The organism is Arthrobacter melezitosi (assembly GCF_054511055.1).
Map to the genome: position 1 here is coordinate 36,285 of NZ_JBTNDJ010000015.1, position 15,666 is coordinate 51,950.

The following is a 15,666-nucleotide window of genomic DNA, read 5'->3' on the forward strand; positions in this document are numbered from 1 at the left end:
TGACCGTCTTCGGGTGTATGCCCTAGGCACAATTTCGGACGGTTGTTCAAGAGCCGGCCGAAATTGTCGACACATTGCGTCATACCGAGTCGCCCCCGGCTGCGGAACAATGGAAGGGTGAAGAGTTGTTGCACATGGTAGAAGGCGGTCACCGGACCGCCCGCAGATCCACTCCCCATGAATTTAAGGACTCCCCATGACTTTCCGCCTGACTGCCCTCGGCACCGCCGCAGCGCTTGCCCTTGCCGTCACCGGGTGCTCGGTCTCCTCCGGGTCCGAAGGAAAAAGCGGCGGAGCCTCCGAGGCCGCGCCGTCGACCCTCCAGGAGATCCAGGAGGCCGGCGTCCTCACCGTCGGCACCGAAGGCACCTACAAGCCCTTCAGCTTCCATGAAGAGGGCAACGGTGAACTCACCGGGTACGACGTCGAGGTGATCACCGCCGTTGGAGAGAAACTCGGCGTCGACGTCGAGTTCGAGGAGACCCAGTGGGATGCGATCTTCGCGGGTCTCGAGGCCGGCCGCTTCGACGCCATCGCCAACCAGGTCTCCATCACCGAGAAGCGCGCCGAGAAGTACGACTTCTCCGATCCCTACACCGTCAGCAAGGGCGTGATCGTCACCAGCGCCGACAACAACGACATCACCTCCTTTGAGGACCTGAAGGGCAAGACCACCGCCCAGTCGCGCACGAGCAACTGGTACGAGATGGCCAAGGAGTCCGGCGCGAAGGTCGAGGCCGTCGAGGGGTGGGCCCAGTCGGTTTCCCTGCTCCAGCAGGGCCGGGTCGACGCGACGATCAACGACCAGCTGACCTACCTCGACTACCAGAACACTGCGAAGGATGACTCCATCAAGATCGCGGCGGAGACCGGGGACACCTCGGAGAGTGCCGTTGCCTTCAAGAAGGGAAGCACCGACCTCGTCGAAGCCGTCAACGACGCCCTCGACGAGCTGCGCGCCGATGGTACCCTTGCCGAGATTTCGACGAAGTACTTCGACGCCGACGTCAGCAAGTAAGCCGACCCGGTCCGCCGACGGTTGAACCCGCCGGCGGACCGGGCAGGTGGGACCGTCCCCGGCATCCGCCGCCGGACACCTTCAACGCGGCCGCGCGCTCATTTTCCGCGGATGGAAGGACGATTAAGTGGATTGGGAGCTGTTCCGGAGTTCGTTCTGGCCTCTCCTCCAGGGCGGGTTGACCGGGACCATCCCGCTGACACTTGTCTCCTTCGTCCTCGGCCTCACGCTGGCCCTGGTCCTCGCTTTGATGAGGATCAGCGGCCGGCGGCTGCTGTCCGGCATCGCCCGCGGATACATTTCCATCATCCGGGGCACTCCCCTGCTGGTGCAGCTCTTCGTCATCTTTTACGGGCTTCCCTCCATCGGCGTGGTGATCCCGCCCTGGCCGAGCGCCGTGATCGCGTTCTCGCTCAACGTCGCCGGGTACGCCGCGGAGATCCTTCGGGCCGCCATCCTGTCGGTGCCCAAGGGCCAGTGGGAGGCCGGGCACACCATCGGCATGTCACGGCGCCTGAGCCTGCGGCGCATCATCCTCCCGCAGGCCGCGCGCGTCTCGGTTCCCCCGCTGTCCAACACCTTCATCTCTCTGGTGAAGGACACCTCCCTGGCGTCGCTGATCCTGGTCTCCGAACTGTTCCGCCAGGCCCAGGAAATCGCCGCCTTCAGCCAGGAGTTCATGCTGCTCTACCTTGAGGCGGCGCTGATCTACTGGGTGTTCTGTTTCATCCTCGCCGCAGGGCAGGGAGCACTCGAGAAAAGGTTGGACCGCTATGTTCACCACTGATCCGGCCCGCGCCGGTGCATCCGGCGACGTCCTGCTCACCGCCGAAGGGCTCGAGAAATCCTTCGGCACGAACACGGTGCTGCGCTCGATCGACCTCACCGTGCGCCGCGGCGAGGTCGTCGCCCTCGTGGGACCCTCCGGTTCGGGCAAGACGACGGTGCTGCGCTGCCTCAACGGCCTGGAGGTGCCCGACGGCGGAACGGTCGCCTTCACCGGCGGGCCATCGGTGACCTTCGGCGGATCGGTCTCCACCCGGGAACTGGCCTCCCTGCGGGACCAGAGCGCCATGGTGTTCCAGCAGTACAACCTGTTCCCGCACCGCACAGTCCTGGAGAACATCATCGAGGGCCCCGTGCAGGTCCAGAGGCGCCGCCGCGCGGAAGCCGTCCAGGACGCCGAGAAGCTGCTCCAGCGCGTCGGCCTCCTCGCGAAGAAGGACCAGTACCCGTTCGAACTCTCCGGCGGGCAGCAGCAGCGGGTGGGGATCGTCCGGGCGCTGGCGCTGCGGCCCGCCCTGCTCCTCTTCGACGAGCCCACGTCCGCGCTCGACCCCGAACTGGTCGGGGAGGTGCTCAAGGTCATCAAGGACCTCGCCGATGAGGACTGGACGATGGTCATCGTCACCCACGAGCTCGCCTTCGCGCGTGAGGTCGCCGACGAGGTGGTGTTCATGGACGGCGGCGTCGTCGTCGAGCGCGGCCACCCGGAGAAGGTGCTGCGCAACCCCGATCACGCACGCACCCGCCGGTTCGTCCAGCGCCTGCTCCACCCCTTCTAGCGGGAGGCGCCCGGCCGCCGTCGTTGCCTCTCCCACCCCCGCCGAAACTGCAGCTCACCACGCTCTCCCGGCCCCGAAGGGTGGTTAACTGCAGACTCGCCGGGATGCGCCCACCCCGGGGGCAGCCCCTCAGGCGGCTCCGAGCTCCCGCCGGACCAGCGGCAACACCTCGGTGCCCAGCAGTTCGATCGCCTCGAGGACCTTCGCGTGCGGCACCGAGGAAACGTCGAACTGGAAGATGTGGCGGTCATGCTGCATCCGCCCATGGGTGAGCACGATCTTCCGCGCCACCTCCTCTGGGGTCCCCACGAAGGCGGCACCGGAGCGCGCCGACTGCATGTTGTAGCTCACCCCGCTGGGCGTCGCAAAGCCGCGCTCCGCCGAGATCCGGGTCATCGTATCGAGCCAGTACGGCCGGTACAGTTCCCGGGCGCCCTCCCGCAGCACCAGGCCGACGCTGCTCACCCCGACCCGCAGCCGGCCGGGATCGTGCCCGGCCTCCGCCGCGGTGGTCCGGTACAGCTGGGCGTGCTCCGCGAAGTTGTCCACCGTCCCGCCGAGCATCGCGTACATCACCGGGCGCCCCAGCCGCGCGGCGCGCACCGTCGAGGAGAGCGTCCCGCCGGTCGCGATCCAGATGTCGAGGTGCCCCGACGGCGGGCGCGGCAGCACCAGCGCGTCCTTCAGCTCCGGCCGGAACCGCCCGCTCCAGGTGATGCGCTCCTCGGCGTCGAGCTGCAGGAGCAGGCCGATCTTTTCCTCATACAGGGCGTCGTAGTCTTCGAGCGCGGCACCGAACAGGGCATACGACTCGATGAAGGAGCCCCGCCCGGCCGTCAGTTCGACCCGCCCGCCGGAGAGCAGGTCGAGCGTGGCGAACTGCTGGTACACCCGGACCGGGTCCTCGGTGCTCAGGACCGTGACGGCGGAGCCGACGTGGATGGAACGTGTCTGCGCCGCCGCGGCGGCGAGCACCGGGACCACCGAGGAGACGGCGTAGTCGGGCCGGTGGTGCTCACCGACGCCGAAGTAGGACAGCCCCACTTCGTCCGCCAGCCGTGCCCTTTCCAGCAGGTGCGCCATGCGCGTCTGGGGGGAGACCCGCTCGCCGGTGACGGGGTCCGGGTGGATGTCCCCGAAGGTGAAGAGGCCAAGTTCCATGGAGTTACCCGGCGGCGGGCACTGAGCGGTCGGAGCTGGCTGCGTTCTCGGCCTGGCCGGCGCGGATCCGCCCGGGGTGGGAGTAGCAGTTGAGCGAGGAACCCCTGCTGAAGCCCACGAGGGTCATCCCGGCGTCGTCGGCCAGGTCGGCCGCCAGCGACGACGGCGCGCTGACAGCGGCCAACACGGGGATCCCGGCCAGTTGCGCCTTCTGCACGAGCTCGAAGGAGGCCCGTCCGGAGACCTGGAGGATGGTGCCGCTCAGGGGAAGCCTGCCCTCGCGCAGCGCCCAGCCCACCACCTTGTCCACGGCGTTGTGCCGGCCGACGTCCTCGCGCAGGCACAGCAGCTCACCGTCTGCGGTGAACAGGCCGGCGGCGTGGACGCCGCCGGTGCGGTCGAAGAGTTTCTGGGATTCCCGCAGCCGGTCGGGCAGCCCGAGAAGCACCTCGAGCTCGACCCCCGCCGTGTCGGACCTCAGGTCGAACCGGGAGGACTTGCGTACAGCGTCGATGGAGGCGGTGCCGCAGATTCCACAGGAACTCGAGGTGTAGACGTGGCGCTCGAGGGCCGTGTCGGGAAGCACTGTGCCCGGCCGCAGCTGCGCCTCGACGACGTTGAAGGTCTGCCGGCCCGATTCGTCCACCCCGGCGCAGTACCGCAGGCTCGGCAGCTGTCCGGGCTCCCACACGACGCCCTCGGAGACCAGGAAGCCGGCAACGAGGTCGAAGTCATCGCCCGGGGTGCGCATCGTGACGGTGAACGCCGACCCGCCGAGGCGGATCTCCAGCGGCTCCTCCCCTGCGAGGGCGTCCTCGCGCCGGCGGGGATCCGCCGCAACGCGGAACGTGGTGATACGGCGCCGCTGGGTGACCCGGTTCATGGTGAGCCTCCTCGAATATGGTCTATCTCGAGGGTAGCCGCATCACTCGGGGATCGGCCATGGGAGGTCCACGGCCTGCAGCGGCTGGTCCGTGGCGCACCCGGCGGCCGGGATCACCATCACGCCGTGGGCCAGGGCGAGTCCGCGCAGCATCCCCGAGCGCTGGTGGGTGCTGGGCTGGGCCCGCCCCGCAACGTTGCGGTACGGCACCAGCCTGCTCCTGCCGGGCAGGGGATCGAAGTCGGCCCCGCTGAGCACCTGGCGCAGCGGCGGCAGCGGCGCCCCCCGGAGTCCCGCGATGAGCGGGGCGGCGACCGTGAGCATCGCCATCATCGCCGCGAGCGGGTTCCCCGGCAGTCCGACCAGGACCCGCCCGTCGGGCAGCCGGGCCAGGAGCGTCGGATGTCCCGGGCGCATGGCGATGCCGTCGATGAGCAGTTCCGCGTCAAGGACGGCCAGGGCGCGCCGGATGTGGTCGGCGGAGGAGCCGCCCGTCCCGCCGGTGGTGATCAGGACGTCACCCGAGGCCCGGGCGAGCGAGGCCGCGTCGGTGGCTTCGGCGCTGATGGCGTGCACGACGTCGTCGAAGTCGTCGCGGGCGCGGCCCGCCACATCGACGTGGCCGCCGAGCATCGCCACGAACGCCGGCAGCTGCGGACCGAACGTGTCACGCACCTGTCCCGGCTGCGGGAGCCCTGCCTCGATCACCTCGTCGCCGGTCATCAGCAGCGACACCCGCGGCGCCCTCAGGACCGCCAGGGTGTCGTGGCCGCACACCGCCGCGAGGGCGATCTGCGCCGGGTTCAGCATGACTCCAGCCGGAATGGCGGTCGAGCCGCTGGAGGCCTCCTCGCCCGCGGGGCGGATGTGCTCCCCCGGCGCCGGTTCATCGGCACGCGCCAGTGCGTTGCGGTCCAGGGTGTCTCCGCGCACCATCCCATGCTCGGTGCGGAGGATGCCCGTTGTGTGTGCCGGCACCGTGCCGCCGGTGAGGATGAAGGTGGCCTGGCCCGGCTCCAGGGCGATGGCACCCGAGTCGCTGTGCGGTGCGTTCATCCGGCGCGGATCCTCCGCCGGCGGGCGGACGAAGGTCCACGGCGGTGAGCCGCTGACGGCCCACCCGTCCATCGCGGACGAGGCATAATGCGGGATGTCCTGCAGCGCCAGCACCGGCTCGGCGAGGGTCTGGCCGAGCGCGTCGGCCAGCGGCACCATCTGGTACGGCTTAGCCTTGCCCGCGGCGTGGGCGACCCGTCGGGCCTCCTCCCAGGCGAGATCGCGCGCCGGACCCACCCCAGCGCTCAAGAGCTGGCCCCTTCGGCGTCGCACTGCTGCGCCGCGAGGGCGAGTGCGGAACGCATGGCGACCTCCTCCGAGGCCTGGCCGCTGCCCACCGCGAGTCCGGCCGCGTAGCCGGCGACGAAGGTCGTCAGCGGCGCCGCCGGGCGGACCACCGAATGCGCTGCCTTTCCCGCCAGCCCCAGCACCGCGTCGATGTCCACCCGGGAATCCTCAAGCTCAAAGGCTGCAAGCAGGTGTCCGCACCACTGAGAAAGTAGTTGATCGCGCTCGTCCATGGGGGCCCTCCCGGGGTTGGTTATCCGTCGTCGACCCCCAGGGCCCGTGCATCGGCCCACGTGTCGACGTCGAGTGTCGTGCCCGGTGGAACCGGGACCGGTCGAACCTTCACCCTAGCAAGGAGCGTCTTCATCGAAAGATTCCCCACCCCTCCGGACTCCACCGCCACCGCCACCGCCCCCTCCAGGTCCCGACGCCGGTACAGCGCGGCGAGCGGCTGGTCGCGCCCGGCGTCGAAGGCCATCACCGAAGAGCATGGATCGGCCGCGGCCTCCTTCAGCAGCACGGGGACAAGCTGCCCAGAGCGCGGCATGTCGCAGGCCAGCACCAGCAGCCAGGGGGCATGCGTCTCCCGGCCCGATGGCTGTGCCAGGGCCGCGGCCAGGGCCGCGGCCGGTCCGCCGAAGGGCGGATCCTCGCGCACGAAGTCCACGGCCGGGACCCCGGGGGCTCCCGCGGGTCGCGCCCCGCCCGCCGGTTCGGGCCCGACAACGACGATTCGACCCGCCCCGGCAGCGGCGGCGCAGGCGAGGTCGAGGAGGGTGGCGCCGGCGATGCGAAGCGCCGCCTTCGGCGTGCCGCCCAGCCGGGTTGACCTGCCGCCGGCCAGGATGACGGCGTCGAACGCCGGCGGGTGGGATCCGCTCACGCGGCCCGTTCGGAGAGGTATTCGCTCCAGGAGGGCGCGGGCTTGTCGAGTTCCTTCAACTGCCACAGCGGGCCCCGGGGTGGTTTGGGGACGAACCGGAGGCTCCAGCCCAGGCTGGCGAGGGTCTTGTCCCCCTTGGTGTTGTTGCAGCGCAGGCAGCACGCCACCATGTTCTCCCAGGTGTCCCCGCCGCCGCGGGAGCGGGGCACCACGTGGTCGATGGTGGTGGCGGTCTTCCCGCAGTAGGCGCACAGGTGGTTGTCACGCCGCAGCACCCCGCGCCGGGTCACCGCGAGGTCGTGGCGGTACGGGATCTTCACGTACCGGTTCAGCAGGATCACCGAGGGCCGCCCCAGGATTTCCGTTGGCCCAATGACCGGCTCGTCGTCCTCCGCAATGACGCTCGCCTTCCCCGTCAGCACCAGCACCAGGGCGCGGCGGAATGTCACAACCGCCAGCGGCTCGAATCCTGCATTCAAAACGAGAGTGCGCATGCGCATGCCTCTTTGCGGACTATGTCCCGCTGCCGGCTGCCACCCCGGATGTTCGGGATAAGTTCTACGGATTAACAATGCTAGGGTAGCGGCCCCGCGCCCGGGCGGGAATATGGAGTTCCCGTGGGCGGGTTCGAAAGCACCCGCACTCCGCCGCCGCAATGCGGGACGGAATCCTGTTAACGAACGACGGGCCGGCAGGTTTCCCTGCCGGCCCGTCGTTGTAAATGCTTGGATCAGCCGCCGACGCGGATGAACACCGGGCCCGAGCCGAGCTGGGCCGGTGCGATGACGGTGCTGTTGCCGTTGAACCCGCCGTGGACGGCCTGGCCGCCGCCGATGTAGACAGCGATGTGGGCCATGCCCATGCCGCCGTCGGCGTAGTAGATCAGGTCGCCGGGGATGGCTTCGCCGGCGCTGACGGTGCGGCCCAGGGAGAGGTATCCGGCCGGCCAGCCGTGGAAGTTGATGCCCGCTGCGGCGAGGGCGTTGCTGGCCAGGCGGGTGCAGTCCTGCCGAACGCCGAGCTGGGCCTTGGCCGCGGCGGCGATCGTGGCTGCCTTGCCGGAGGAAGCCACAGGAGCAGGGGCCGGGGCTGGCGCAGGTGCAGGTGCCGCTACCGCCGCGAGCTTCACGACAGGGGCGGCCGGGGCGGCGACGGCGGGAGCGGCCGGGGCGGCCACGGGTGCCGGCGCTGCCACGGGGGCCGGGGCCGGAGCCTGGACGACGACCGGCTTGGCGACGGCCTTGACGGGGGTGCGGTTGAACGCAACCTTGGCGTTGACGTCGGCGACGACGGTGGCGGCCGGTGCGGTCACCTCAAGCGTCGAGGTGAACGACTCGCGCTCGGGCTGGAGGTCGGCGGCGTTCGCCGCGACGCCGGAGGTGAGGACGAGACCCGAGGCGGCCGCGACGACGGCGGCCTGGCGGCCCATGCCGCCGGCGTTGTCACTGACGGCCTTGGCGAGGGAGGTGAGGGTGGCCGAACGCTGCGCTTCCCCGCGGTGGCGGGCAATTTGGGCGCGATTAGACATGGGAGATCTCCAGAAGGTGTTGGAAGGGTTCTAGCGAACGCGGACGAAGCTTGCGCCGGGCAGGTCCGACAGGGAGTGCAGACCGGTGTTCATGCCGTTGAGGCCACCGGAGATGACCTGTCCGTTGCCGACGTAGATGGCGACATGGCCGCCGGTGATGACGAGGTCGCCGGCCGCGGGGCTTCCGACAACGTCGCCGTACTGGAAGAACTGGCCGGGAGCGAGGTCACCAACGGCCTTTCCGACCGAGCGGAGGGCCTTCTCGACCATGGCGGTGCAGTCCTGCGCGACACCGATCTGGGAGTAGGCGGAGGCGACCAGCGCGGCACCGACGCCGGAGGACGGAACCTCGGGCTTCGGGGCGGGCGCAGCCACGGCGGCGGTCTGCACGGCGGCCTGCACGGCAGCGGGTGCGGCGGGGGCCGGTGCCGCTACTGCAGGCCGGACGGCGGGCGCGGCGGGTGCCGGAGCGGGGGCCTGTACGACGACGGGGGCGGGGGCGACGGCCACGGCCTCCCGCTCGAAGGAGACAGCGGCGGTGGCTGCGGCGCTGACGGCCGCGGTTTCCGGGGCGGTCACGCTCAGCGAGGAGGAGGACTGGACCTCGCGCTCGGCGGTCGAGGAGCCGTGGGCCGGCAGGCCTGCGGCGAGGACGAGGCCCGAGGCGGCGACGACAACGGCGGCCTGGCGCCCGACTGAGCCGGCATTCGAAGAGACGGCCTTGGAGAGTGCCGTCAGCGGATTCGCAGGAACCTGGGCGGCCCGGTGGCGACCCAGAGCAGAGTTATTGGACACGTTAAATTGCCTCTCCCAATGCCTGCGAGGTGAGCTGTCGGATTCGGATGGGAGTCACCCGGCCGCTGAGTAATTCAGCGACTTAACCCCAAGGATTTCTTGCGAAACCCAAAAATTGGTTCCCCCGCCTCTGCCATGCGAATTGTGCGGACGGACCCCAGGCAATGGCAGAGCTAGGCGATTTGCTTGAGGGCGCCGGATCTATAACGATTCGGCACGAGTAGAACCGTACCTCACATGTATCACAATTGTCACATTCAGATCACGACAGGTGTGTCGGAAGTTAAAGCCACGCCATTGGATCGACCGGGCGGCCGCTGATCAGCACCTCGAAATGGAGGTGGCAGGCGGTGGAGGAACCCGTGCTGCCGCTTGCACCGACCGGGGCGCCAGGGTGGAGCCGGTCCCCCTCAGCCACCTCGAGCGAGGCGAGGTGGTTATAGGTCGTCTCAAGGCCGTTGCCGTGGTCGAGGACAACCCGGTTGCCTCCGCCGTACGGATGCCATCCGGCGGAGACGACAGTCCCCTCGGCCGCGGCCCGGACCTCCGTGCCGCAGGGGGCGCTGAAGTCCTGCCCCGAGTGGAACTCGCCGTCCAGGCCCGTCATCGGGCTCACCCGATAACCGAATGCCGAGGTGCCCTGCAGGGACTCCAGCGGCGCACTCAGCACGCCCTTTACGCCCAGCGGGGCGGCCCGGCCGTCGGAGGCGGCGACGATCGCCTTGAGTTGGGTGTCGAAGTCCTGGGATCCGCCGAGGGGAATCGGGGAGAAGCTGAGGCTGGCGGAGGTGGGTGCCTGGACCTCGAGCCGCGGAGCAGGGTTCCCTGCGGCCGAAGCCGACGTGCCGGCCGCCGTGGTGGGCAGGGCCGCCGTCAACACAAGCCCCGAGACGGCCGCGGTCATCGCGAGCTTCTGGCTGACCCTGCGCAAGGAGCCGATGCGCCGCGCGCTGCGGCGGCGTCGGCGCAGCGCGTGCGCATCCTGCGGACGAGGTGTTGGCATGGCGGTCTCGGCACGGCGGCGGCCCGATACCCGGTGTTTCGGCAATTTGTCCCCTTTCACTGCCGGTGGCCTGCCCGACACCGGGCAGGCAGCACCCGGGGCGCCGCATGGACGGCCGCGGCCCGGGTTGAAATGCTTCGCGCTTCCCCGCGCCTGCGCCGATGGCGGGCACCTCCCCGCGGAGTGCTGTGCGGGGACAGGGAACGATCGGGAACAGTCTCACAGCAGGAGGCCCCAGCGGCAAAACCGGCGCGGCACGGTGCAGGGCCCGGGCCGGAATCCCGGGCCACGGCGGCGCGCCGGGGCGCTCAGGCGCAGGGGCGCTTAGGTGCAAGAACCGCTCACGCGGAGGCGTTCAGGTGACGGCACCGCTTAGGCGACGGCGACGAAGACGCAGGAACCGCTCAGGCGATGGCGCTCAGGCGCAGGGGCGCTCAGGCGACGGCGACGAAGACGTGCGCGGCGACCTCGGGCGGCAGCTCGAGCGCCCCCTCGACGCCGGGCACCCGGACCGAGACGTATCCGCCCACCGACTCGAGGCTGAGTGAGGCTCCGGGGCGCAGGCCGCCCTCGGCCAGCTGGGAGAGCAGCTCCGGATCCACCTGGATCGGCTCGGCGAGGCGCAGCAGGGTGACCGTGGAGCCCGGCCGGTACTCGTCCATGGCGGCCAGCAGCGTCGTCGCGCCGTCGGCCGCCGGCTCCGACGCCACTCCTCCAATGGCCTCCAGCCCGGGGATCGGGTTGCCGTAGGGCGACTGGGAGGGCTGCCCCAGCAGTTCGTAGAGCCGCCGTTCGACCCGCTCGCTCATCACGTGTTCCCAGCGGCAGGCTTCGTCGTGCACGTAGGCCCAGTCAAGCCCGATGACATCGCTCAGCAGCCGCTCGGCGAGCCGGTGCTTGCGCATGACTCCGGTGGCGCGGCGCCGGCCGAGTTCGGTCAGTTCGAGGTGCCGGTCCCCGGAAACGACGACGAGCCCGTCGCGTTCCATCCGCCCGATGGTCTGGGACACCGTCGGACCGGAGTGGCGCAGCCGTTCGGCGATGCGCGCCCGCAGGGCGACGATGTTCTCTTCCTCGAGCTCAAGGATGGTCCGCAGGTACATCTCGGTGGTATCGATGAGATCCGTCATAACCGTTCGGCTCCTAGGTACGGCGCAGTGCGGGGCAGGTAAGGAATGCGCGTGGTGCAGCACGTCCGGGTGGGGCCGACGCGTCCCTCTGCCCCCTCAGGTTAACCCATGCGCCGCCGGCCGCGGCAATCCGGCCGGGGCCCGGGGCCGGCGGCGTGCGGGACTTCACAAATAACCCGGCGCCCCGGTCCTGGGGCAGAATGAGGCGCGTTGCCTTACGTACCCACGATCCGCACGGAGGACGAGTGAGCGAGCCCTTGGACCTGTCGATTCCCACCGATCTGCTGCCCCGGGATGGCCGGTTCGGCGCCGGTCCGTCGAAGGTCCGGGGGGACCAGCTCCGGGCCCTCACCGCGGCGAACCCGTCGATCCTCGGCACGTCCCACCGCCAGCAGCCGGTGAAGAACCTCGTCGGCGCGGTCCGCGAGGGCCTCTCCACCTTCTTCGATGCCCCGGACGGCTACGAGGTGGTGCTCGGGGTGGGCGGCTCAACGGCGTTCTGGGACGCCGCCGCCTTCGGGCTCGTTGAGTCGAAGGCCCAGCACCTGTCCTTTGGGGAGTTCGGCTCGAAATTCGCCGCGGCCACGGACAACGCGCCGTTCCTTGAACGCTCGTCGATCCTTTCCGCCGATTTCGGCACCCGGCCGCGCCCGGCCGCCGAAGCCGGCGTCGATGCCTATGCCTGGCCGCAGAACGAGACCTCGACGGGCGTCGCGGCACCCGTCGAGCGCGTCGGCGGCGCCGACGAGGGCGCCCTGATGCTCATCGACGCCACCTCGGCCGCTGGCGGACTGGCTGTCGATGTCTCCCAGTCGGATGTCTACTACTTCGCGCCCCAGAAGAACTTCGCCTCCGACGGTGGGCTGTGGCTTGGCCTGTTCTCCCCCGCCGCGCTTGAGCGGGCGGCGCGCATCGACGCCTCGGACCGGTGGATCCCGGACTTCCTTAACCTGCAGACCGCGATCGGCAACTCGCAGTTGAACCAGACCTACAACACGCCGTCGCTGGCGACGCTGGTGATGCTCAACGCCCAGGTTGAATGGCTTCTCGGCAACGGCGGCCTGGAGTTCGCGGCGGCCCGCACCGCCGAGTCGGCCGGGCGGGTCTACTCCTGGGCGGAGGCCTCCCCCGTCGCCACCCCCTACGTCCAGCGCCCGGAAGACCGCTCGAACGTCATTGCCACAATCGACCTCGCACCGCCGATCCGTGCGGCACGGGTCGCGTCGGTGCTGCGCGCCAACGGCATTGTCGACGTCGAGCCCTACCGCAAGCTCGGCCGGAACCAGCTGCGTATCGCCACCTTCGTCTCGATCGATCCTGACGATGTGTCGGCGCTGCTCGCCTGCATCGACTACGTCATCGAAAGGCTGCCGGCGGACATCACGGAATGAGATGCCGCGGCGCCGGCCCCGGCACCGCGGCCGCCCCGTCCCGCCGCATCCGGGGACGCTGCAGCCACATCCGGTCAATCCCCGCCCCTGTCGGTCGCCTCGGAGGTGATGCGCAGCCGCCGGGGCGCCGAGCGGTCGTAGCGGATCCGGACCTCGTGGTACCGCCAGGCCCAGAACAGTCCGGCGGCCGCCGCCACCAGGCCCGACGCGGCTGCGACGCCCAGGCTCCAGCGCGGCCCGAAGGCGTCCGAGACCCAGCCGACGACGGGCGCCCCAAGCGGGGTTCCACCCAGGAAAATCGCCAGGTACAGCGCCATCACCCGCCCGCGCATCACCTGCTCCGTAGTGGTCTGCACGTAGGCGTTGGCACTGGTGATGAGGGTGAGGGCGAACAGGCCAACGGGGACCAGGGCGAGGCCGAACAGGATCAGGTTCGGTGCGAGCGCCGCCAGGACGCACGCCGCGCCGAAGGCTCCGGCGGCACCGAAGACGAATCGTAGCCGGGGCTGCTCCCGCCGGGCCGACAGCAGCGCCCCGACGACCGATCCGATCGCCATGACCGAGGACAGCACGCCGAACACCCCCGCGCCCTGCCCGAACTCGGTGCGCGCCATGGCGGCGATGAAGACGGCGAAGTTGAGGCCGAAGGTGCCCACCAGGAAGATGGTGAGCAGCACCATGATCAGGTCGGGCCGGCCCCGCACATACCGAAAGCCCTCCCGGATGCGCCCCTTGCCCGGTGGCGATTTGGGCTGGACCTGCAGGTCGGGGGTGCGGAGCACCAGCAGGGTGTGAACCATGGCGCCGAAGGTGAGCGCGTTGATCAGGAACACCCACCCGGGCCCGACGGCGGCGGTCAGCAGCCCCGCGACGGCGGGGCCGACGAGGCGGGCGGCGTTGAAGGAGGCGCTGTTGAGGGCCACCGCGTTGGGGAGGTACTCATCGCGCACCAGCTCCGAGGTGAAGCTTTGCCGCGCCGGCGCGTCGAAGGCGGACACGACGCCGAGGGCGAGGGCGAAGGCATAGACGTGCCAGAGTTCGGCCATGCCGAGCACCACCAGCAGGCCGAGCCCGACGGCGAGCAACGCCATCAGCACCTGTGTCGCCTGCAGCAGCTTCCTGCGGTCCACGGTGTCGGCGACCAGCCCCGCCCACGGCGAGATCAGCAGCTGCGGGCCGAGCTGCAGGGCCAGGACGATCCCGAGGGCCGAGGCGTCCTGGTCGGTCAGGATGTCGTAGACGAGCCAGTCCTGGGCCGTGCGCTGCATCCAGGTTCCGATGTTGGACACCGAGGCCCCGATGAACCACCGGCGGTAGTTGGGGATGCGCAGCGACCGGAACGTGCTCACACGCGCACTTCCGGACGGCCCGGACCCCCGCAACGCAAGGCGCTAGTCGTCCCGGCCCGCGGGAGGGGGCGCCGCGAAGGTCGGTCCGGCTGCCTGCCGGCCGTCATCGGGCACGGTGTCCGACCCATCGGTGCCCGGCAGATCGGAGGTTGAACCATCGAGGTTGGAATGACCGGACTCGGGCCCCTCAGGGGTTGAATCCTCGGGGTTTGAATCACCGGCGCCCGCGACAGGGCTCCGCTCCGAAACCGAACCCGCCGGCGCCGGATCCGGCGCGTCAGGCGCCGCCGGGGAACCCTGGTCCTCCACTGCCTCCTCGCCGGGCACGCCGCCGGAGGCCACCGCGTCACCGGAGCCCGCCGCGTCACCGGATGCTGCGCCTGCGGCGTCCTCATGGTCCTCGGGGCGCACCCGCTCGGACCAGGGCAGCCACTCAGGGGCCAACAGCGCCGTCTCGGAGGGCAGGAGGCCGACCTCGCAGATCGTCGGTTCCTTGCTGCGCGCCACGCGGGCGAGGGTGATGAACCAGTGCCAGTTCCCGTACCCGGGGACGAAGGCTTCGAAGCGGTGCGTGGTGAGCCGCTCGCCCTCGGGGTAGGACGTGACGTGCCCGCCGACCTGCTCGGCGGGAGCGACCTGCAGGATTCCCTCCCGCGCGAAGTCGACGGCCGCCGCGAGCACGGCGTCGGGCTTGGCCGAACGGCGGACGGGCCGGCGTTTTGCTGGGGCACCGGCGTCGACGGCGTCCGTGGGGTCGTCGGGAGTCGTCTCCGGGGTGTCGTTGCGGGCGGGAATCACGGGCCTACGCGTCCAGGTCGTCGGCGACGGCGCGCAGCACCGCGGCCACCTTCGAGGCGTGGGACTTCTCGGGGTAGCGCCCCTTGCGCAGCCCGTTCGACACGCCGTCGAGCAGCTTGATGAGGTCTTCGGTGATGACCGCCATGTCATCGGCCTTCTTGCGCGTGCCCTTGACCACCGACGGCGCCGCCTCGAGGATCCGGGCCGAGAGTGCCTGCAGCCCCCGCCGGCCGTCCGCGACCCCGAACTCAAGCTTGGTACCGACCTTCACCTCGGTCACGCCCGCGGGCAGCGCCGAGGCGTGGAGGAAGACCTCTTTGCCGTCGTCGGTGGCGACGAAGCCGAAACCCTTGTCAGCGTCGAACCATTTCACTTTGCCGATGGGCACGTAGTTACCTCTTCTTGGTCTGCGGGGCGGTGAGCGCCTGCTGTATGGGGAGTCCCGGTGCTGCGGCAGGATTCTGCCGTGGCGGCCACTGCCGGGGAGGTCTTTAAGATAAAAGAATATCCCCTTGGCGCCTGATCGTGTGAGCGGGCGTTCTTGTACGCTGTAAGCGTTATGGAACCCAACAATATGGCCGCCCCGCCCGCCGCCGCACGGCAGCGTGGGCGCACCGCCCTCACCCTGGCCGCCGTTCTCTGTGCCGCCCTGGGCCTGGCCTCGCTGACCGCCGTCCTGGTGGGCGCCTGGCTCGGGGAACCCGTCTGGCGGGGCTTCGTGGCAGGGGCCTTCATCCTCCTTCCCCTGGGTTTCATCCTGATGGTGGCGCTGGTGCTCGGCGCCGTCGTTCTGCGCCGCAGGAGCTGAGGCCGGGCGT

At 70.2% G+C, this 15,666-nt stretch carries 18 protein-coding genes and 1 riboswitch; of the genes, 5 read left to right on the forward strand and 13 right to left on the reverse strand.

Going from position 1 to position 15,666, the window contains the following annotated elements; genetic code table 11:
- The first annotated feature begins 196 nt into the window (after positions 1 to 196).
- From ACX80W_RS13735 to ACX80W_RS13745, 3 genes are all read left to right on the forward strand, one after another.
- Complete coding sequence (locus tag ACX80W_RS13735) at positions 197 to 1,018, forward strand: amino acid ABC transporter substrate-binding protein (protein WP_459284187.1); 822 nt, start codon at positions 197 to 199, stop codon at positions 1,016 to 1,018.
- A gap of 127 nt (positions 1,019 to 1,145) precedes the next feature.
- Entirely contained in the window at positions 1,146 to 1,805 is a 660-nt protein-coding gene (locus tag ACX80W_RS13740; protein ID WP_459284189.1) for an amino acid ABC transporter permease, read from the forward strand.
- A complete protein-coding gene (locus tag ACX80W_RS13745) occupies positions 1,792 to 2,583 on the forward strand; it encodes an amino acid ABC transporter ATP-binding protein (protein WP_459284191.1) in 792 nt (263 codons plus the stop codon). Before ACX80W_RS13740 ends, ACX80W_RS13745 begins: the two co-directional genes overlap by 14 nt.
- 129 nt (positions 2,584 to 2,712) lie before the next feature.
- On the opposite strand, the gene ACX80W_RS13750 is transcribed toward ACX80W_RS13745, so the two are convergent.
- The 10 genes from ACX80W_RS13750 to ACX80W_RS13795 all read right to left on the reverse strand — a co-directional run bounded on the left by ACX80W_RS13750 (position 2,713) and on the right by ACX80W_RS13795 (position 11,310).
- Complete coding sequence (locus ACX80W_RS13750) at positions 2,713 to 3,744, reverse strand: LLM class flavin-dependent oxidoreductase (protein ID WP_459284193.1); 1,032 nt, start codon at positions 3,742 to 3,744, stop codon at positions 2,713 to 2,715.
- 4 nt (positions 3,745 to 3,748) lie between these two features.
- Positions 3,749 to 4,627 carry a formate dehydrogenase accessory sulfurtransferase FdhD gene (gene fdhD, locus ACX80W_RS13755; RefSeq protein WP_459284195.1) on the reverse strand — a complete coding sequence of 293 codons (879 nt, stop codon included), beginning with the start codon at positions 4,625 to 4,627 and terminating at the stop codon, positions 3,749 to 3,751.
- Positions 4,628 to 4,669: 42 nt separating this feature from the next.
- Positions 4,670 to 5,932 carry a molybdopterin molybdotransferase MoeA gene (locus ACX80W_RS13760; RefSeq protein WP_459284197.1) on the reverse strand — a complete coding sequence of 421 codons (1,263 nt, stop codon included), beginning with the start codon at positions 5,930 to 5,932 and terminating at the stop codon, positions 4,670 to 4,672.
- Positions 5,929 to 6,204 (reverse strand): DUF6457 domain-containing protein, encoded by a 276-nt coding sequence (locus ACX80W_RS13765; RefSeq protein ID WP_459284199.1) that lies wholly within the window; start codon positions 6,202 to 6,204, stop codon positions 5,929 to 5,931. The genes ACX80W_RS13760 and ACX80W_RS13765 overlap by 4 nt, the downstream gene beginning before the upstream one ends.
- A gap of 20 nt (positions 6,205 to 6,224) precedes the next feature.
- Positions 6,225 to 6,854 (reverse strand): molybdenum cofactor guanylyltransferase, encoded by a 630-nt coding sequence (gene mobA, locus ACX80W_RS13770; protein ID WP_459284201.1) that lies wholly within the window; start codon positions 6,852 to 6,854, stop codon positions 6,225 to 6,227.
- Entirely contained in the window at positions 6,851 to 7,348 is a 498-nt protein-coding gene (locus tag ACX80W_RS13775; RefSeq protein ID WP_459284203.1) for an HNH endonuclease, read from the reverse strand. Before ACX80W_RS13775 ends, mobA begins: the two co-directional genes overlap by 4 nt.
- A 236-nt stretch (positions 7,349 to 7,584) precedes the next feature.
- Positions 7,585 to 8,382 carry an NlpC/P60 family protein gene (locus ACX80W_RS13780; protein WP_459284205.1) on the reverse strand — a complete coding sequence of 266 codons (798 nt, stop codon included), beginning with the start codon at positions 8,380 to 8,382 and terminating at the stop codon, positions 7,585 to 7,587.
- A gap of 30 nt (positions 8,383 to 8,412) precedes the next feature.
- Entirely contained in the window at positions 8,413 to 9,177 is a 765-nt protein-coding gene (locus ACX80W_RS13785; RefSeq protein ID WP_459284207.1) for an NlpC/P60 family protein, read from the reverse strand.
- Between the two features lie 5 nt (positions 9,178 to 9,182).
- A riboswitch (cyclic di-AMP (ydaO/yuaA leader) is annotated at positions 9,183 to 9,336 on the reverse strand.
- Positions 9,337 to 9,460: 124 nt separating this feature from the next.
- Positions 9,461 to 10,180 (reverse strand): M23 family metallopeptidase, encoded by a 720-nt coding sequence (locus ACX80W_RS13790; protein ID WP_459284209.1) that lies wholly within the window; start codon positions 10,178 to 10,180, stop codon positions 9,461 to 9,463.
- 434 nt (positions 10,181 to 10,614) lie between these two features.
- Entirely contained in the window at positions 10,615 to 11,310 is a 696-nt protein-coding gene (locus tag ACX80W_RS13795; protein ID WP_459284211.1) for an iron-dependent transcriptional repressor DtxR, read from the reverse strand.
- A 245-nt stretch (positions 11,311 to 11,555) separates the two neighbouring features.
- On the opposite strand from ACX80W_RS13795, the gene serC reads away from it, so the two are divergent.
- Positions 11,556 to 12,701 (forward strand): phosphoserine transaminase, encoded by a 1,146-nt coding sequence (serC, locus tag ACX80W_RS13800; protein ID WP_459284213.1) that lies wholly within the window; start codon positions 11,556 to 11,558, stop codon positions 12,699 to 12,701.
- Positions 12,702 to 12,775: 74 nt separating this feature from the next.
- On the opposite strand, the gene ACX80W_RS13805 is transcribed toward serC, so the two are convergent.
- Genes ACX80W_RS13805 through ACX80W_RS13815 form a run of 3 tightly spaced genes read right to left on the reverse strand, consistent with a single transcriptional unit; the run spans position 12,776 to position 15,236 of the window.
- Entirely contained in the window at positions 12,776 to 14,050 is a 1,275-nt protein-coding gene (locus ACX80W_RS13805) for an MFS transporter (protein ID WP_459284215.1), read from the reverse strand.
- A gap of 42 nt (positions 14,051 to 14,092) precedes the next feature.
- Positions 14,093 to 14,848, reverse strand: coding sequence for a DUF3027 domain-containing protein (locus ACX80W_RS13810; RefSeq protein ID WP_459284217.1), 756 nt, complete (start codon positions 14,846 to 14,848; stop codon positions 14,093 to 14,095).
- Positions 14,849 to 14,852: 4 nt separating this feature from the next.
- Entirely contained in the window at positions 14,853 to 15,236 is a 384-nt protein-coding gene (locus tag ACX80W_RS13815; RefSeq protein ID WP_459284219.1) for a cold-shock protein, read from the reverse strand.
- 171 nt (positions 15,237 to 15,407) lie between these two features.
- Here ACX80W_RS13815 and ACX80W_RS13820 point away from each other — a divergent pair, with 171 nt between their 5' ends.
- A complete protein-coding gene (locus ACX80W_RS13820) occupies positions 15,408 to 15,656 on the forward strand; it encodes a hypothetical protein (protein ID WP_459284221.1) in 249 nt (82 codons plus the stop codon).
- Positions 15,657 to 15,666: the final 10 nt, after the last annotated feature.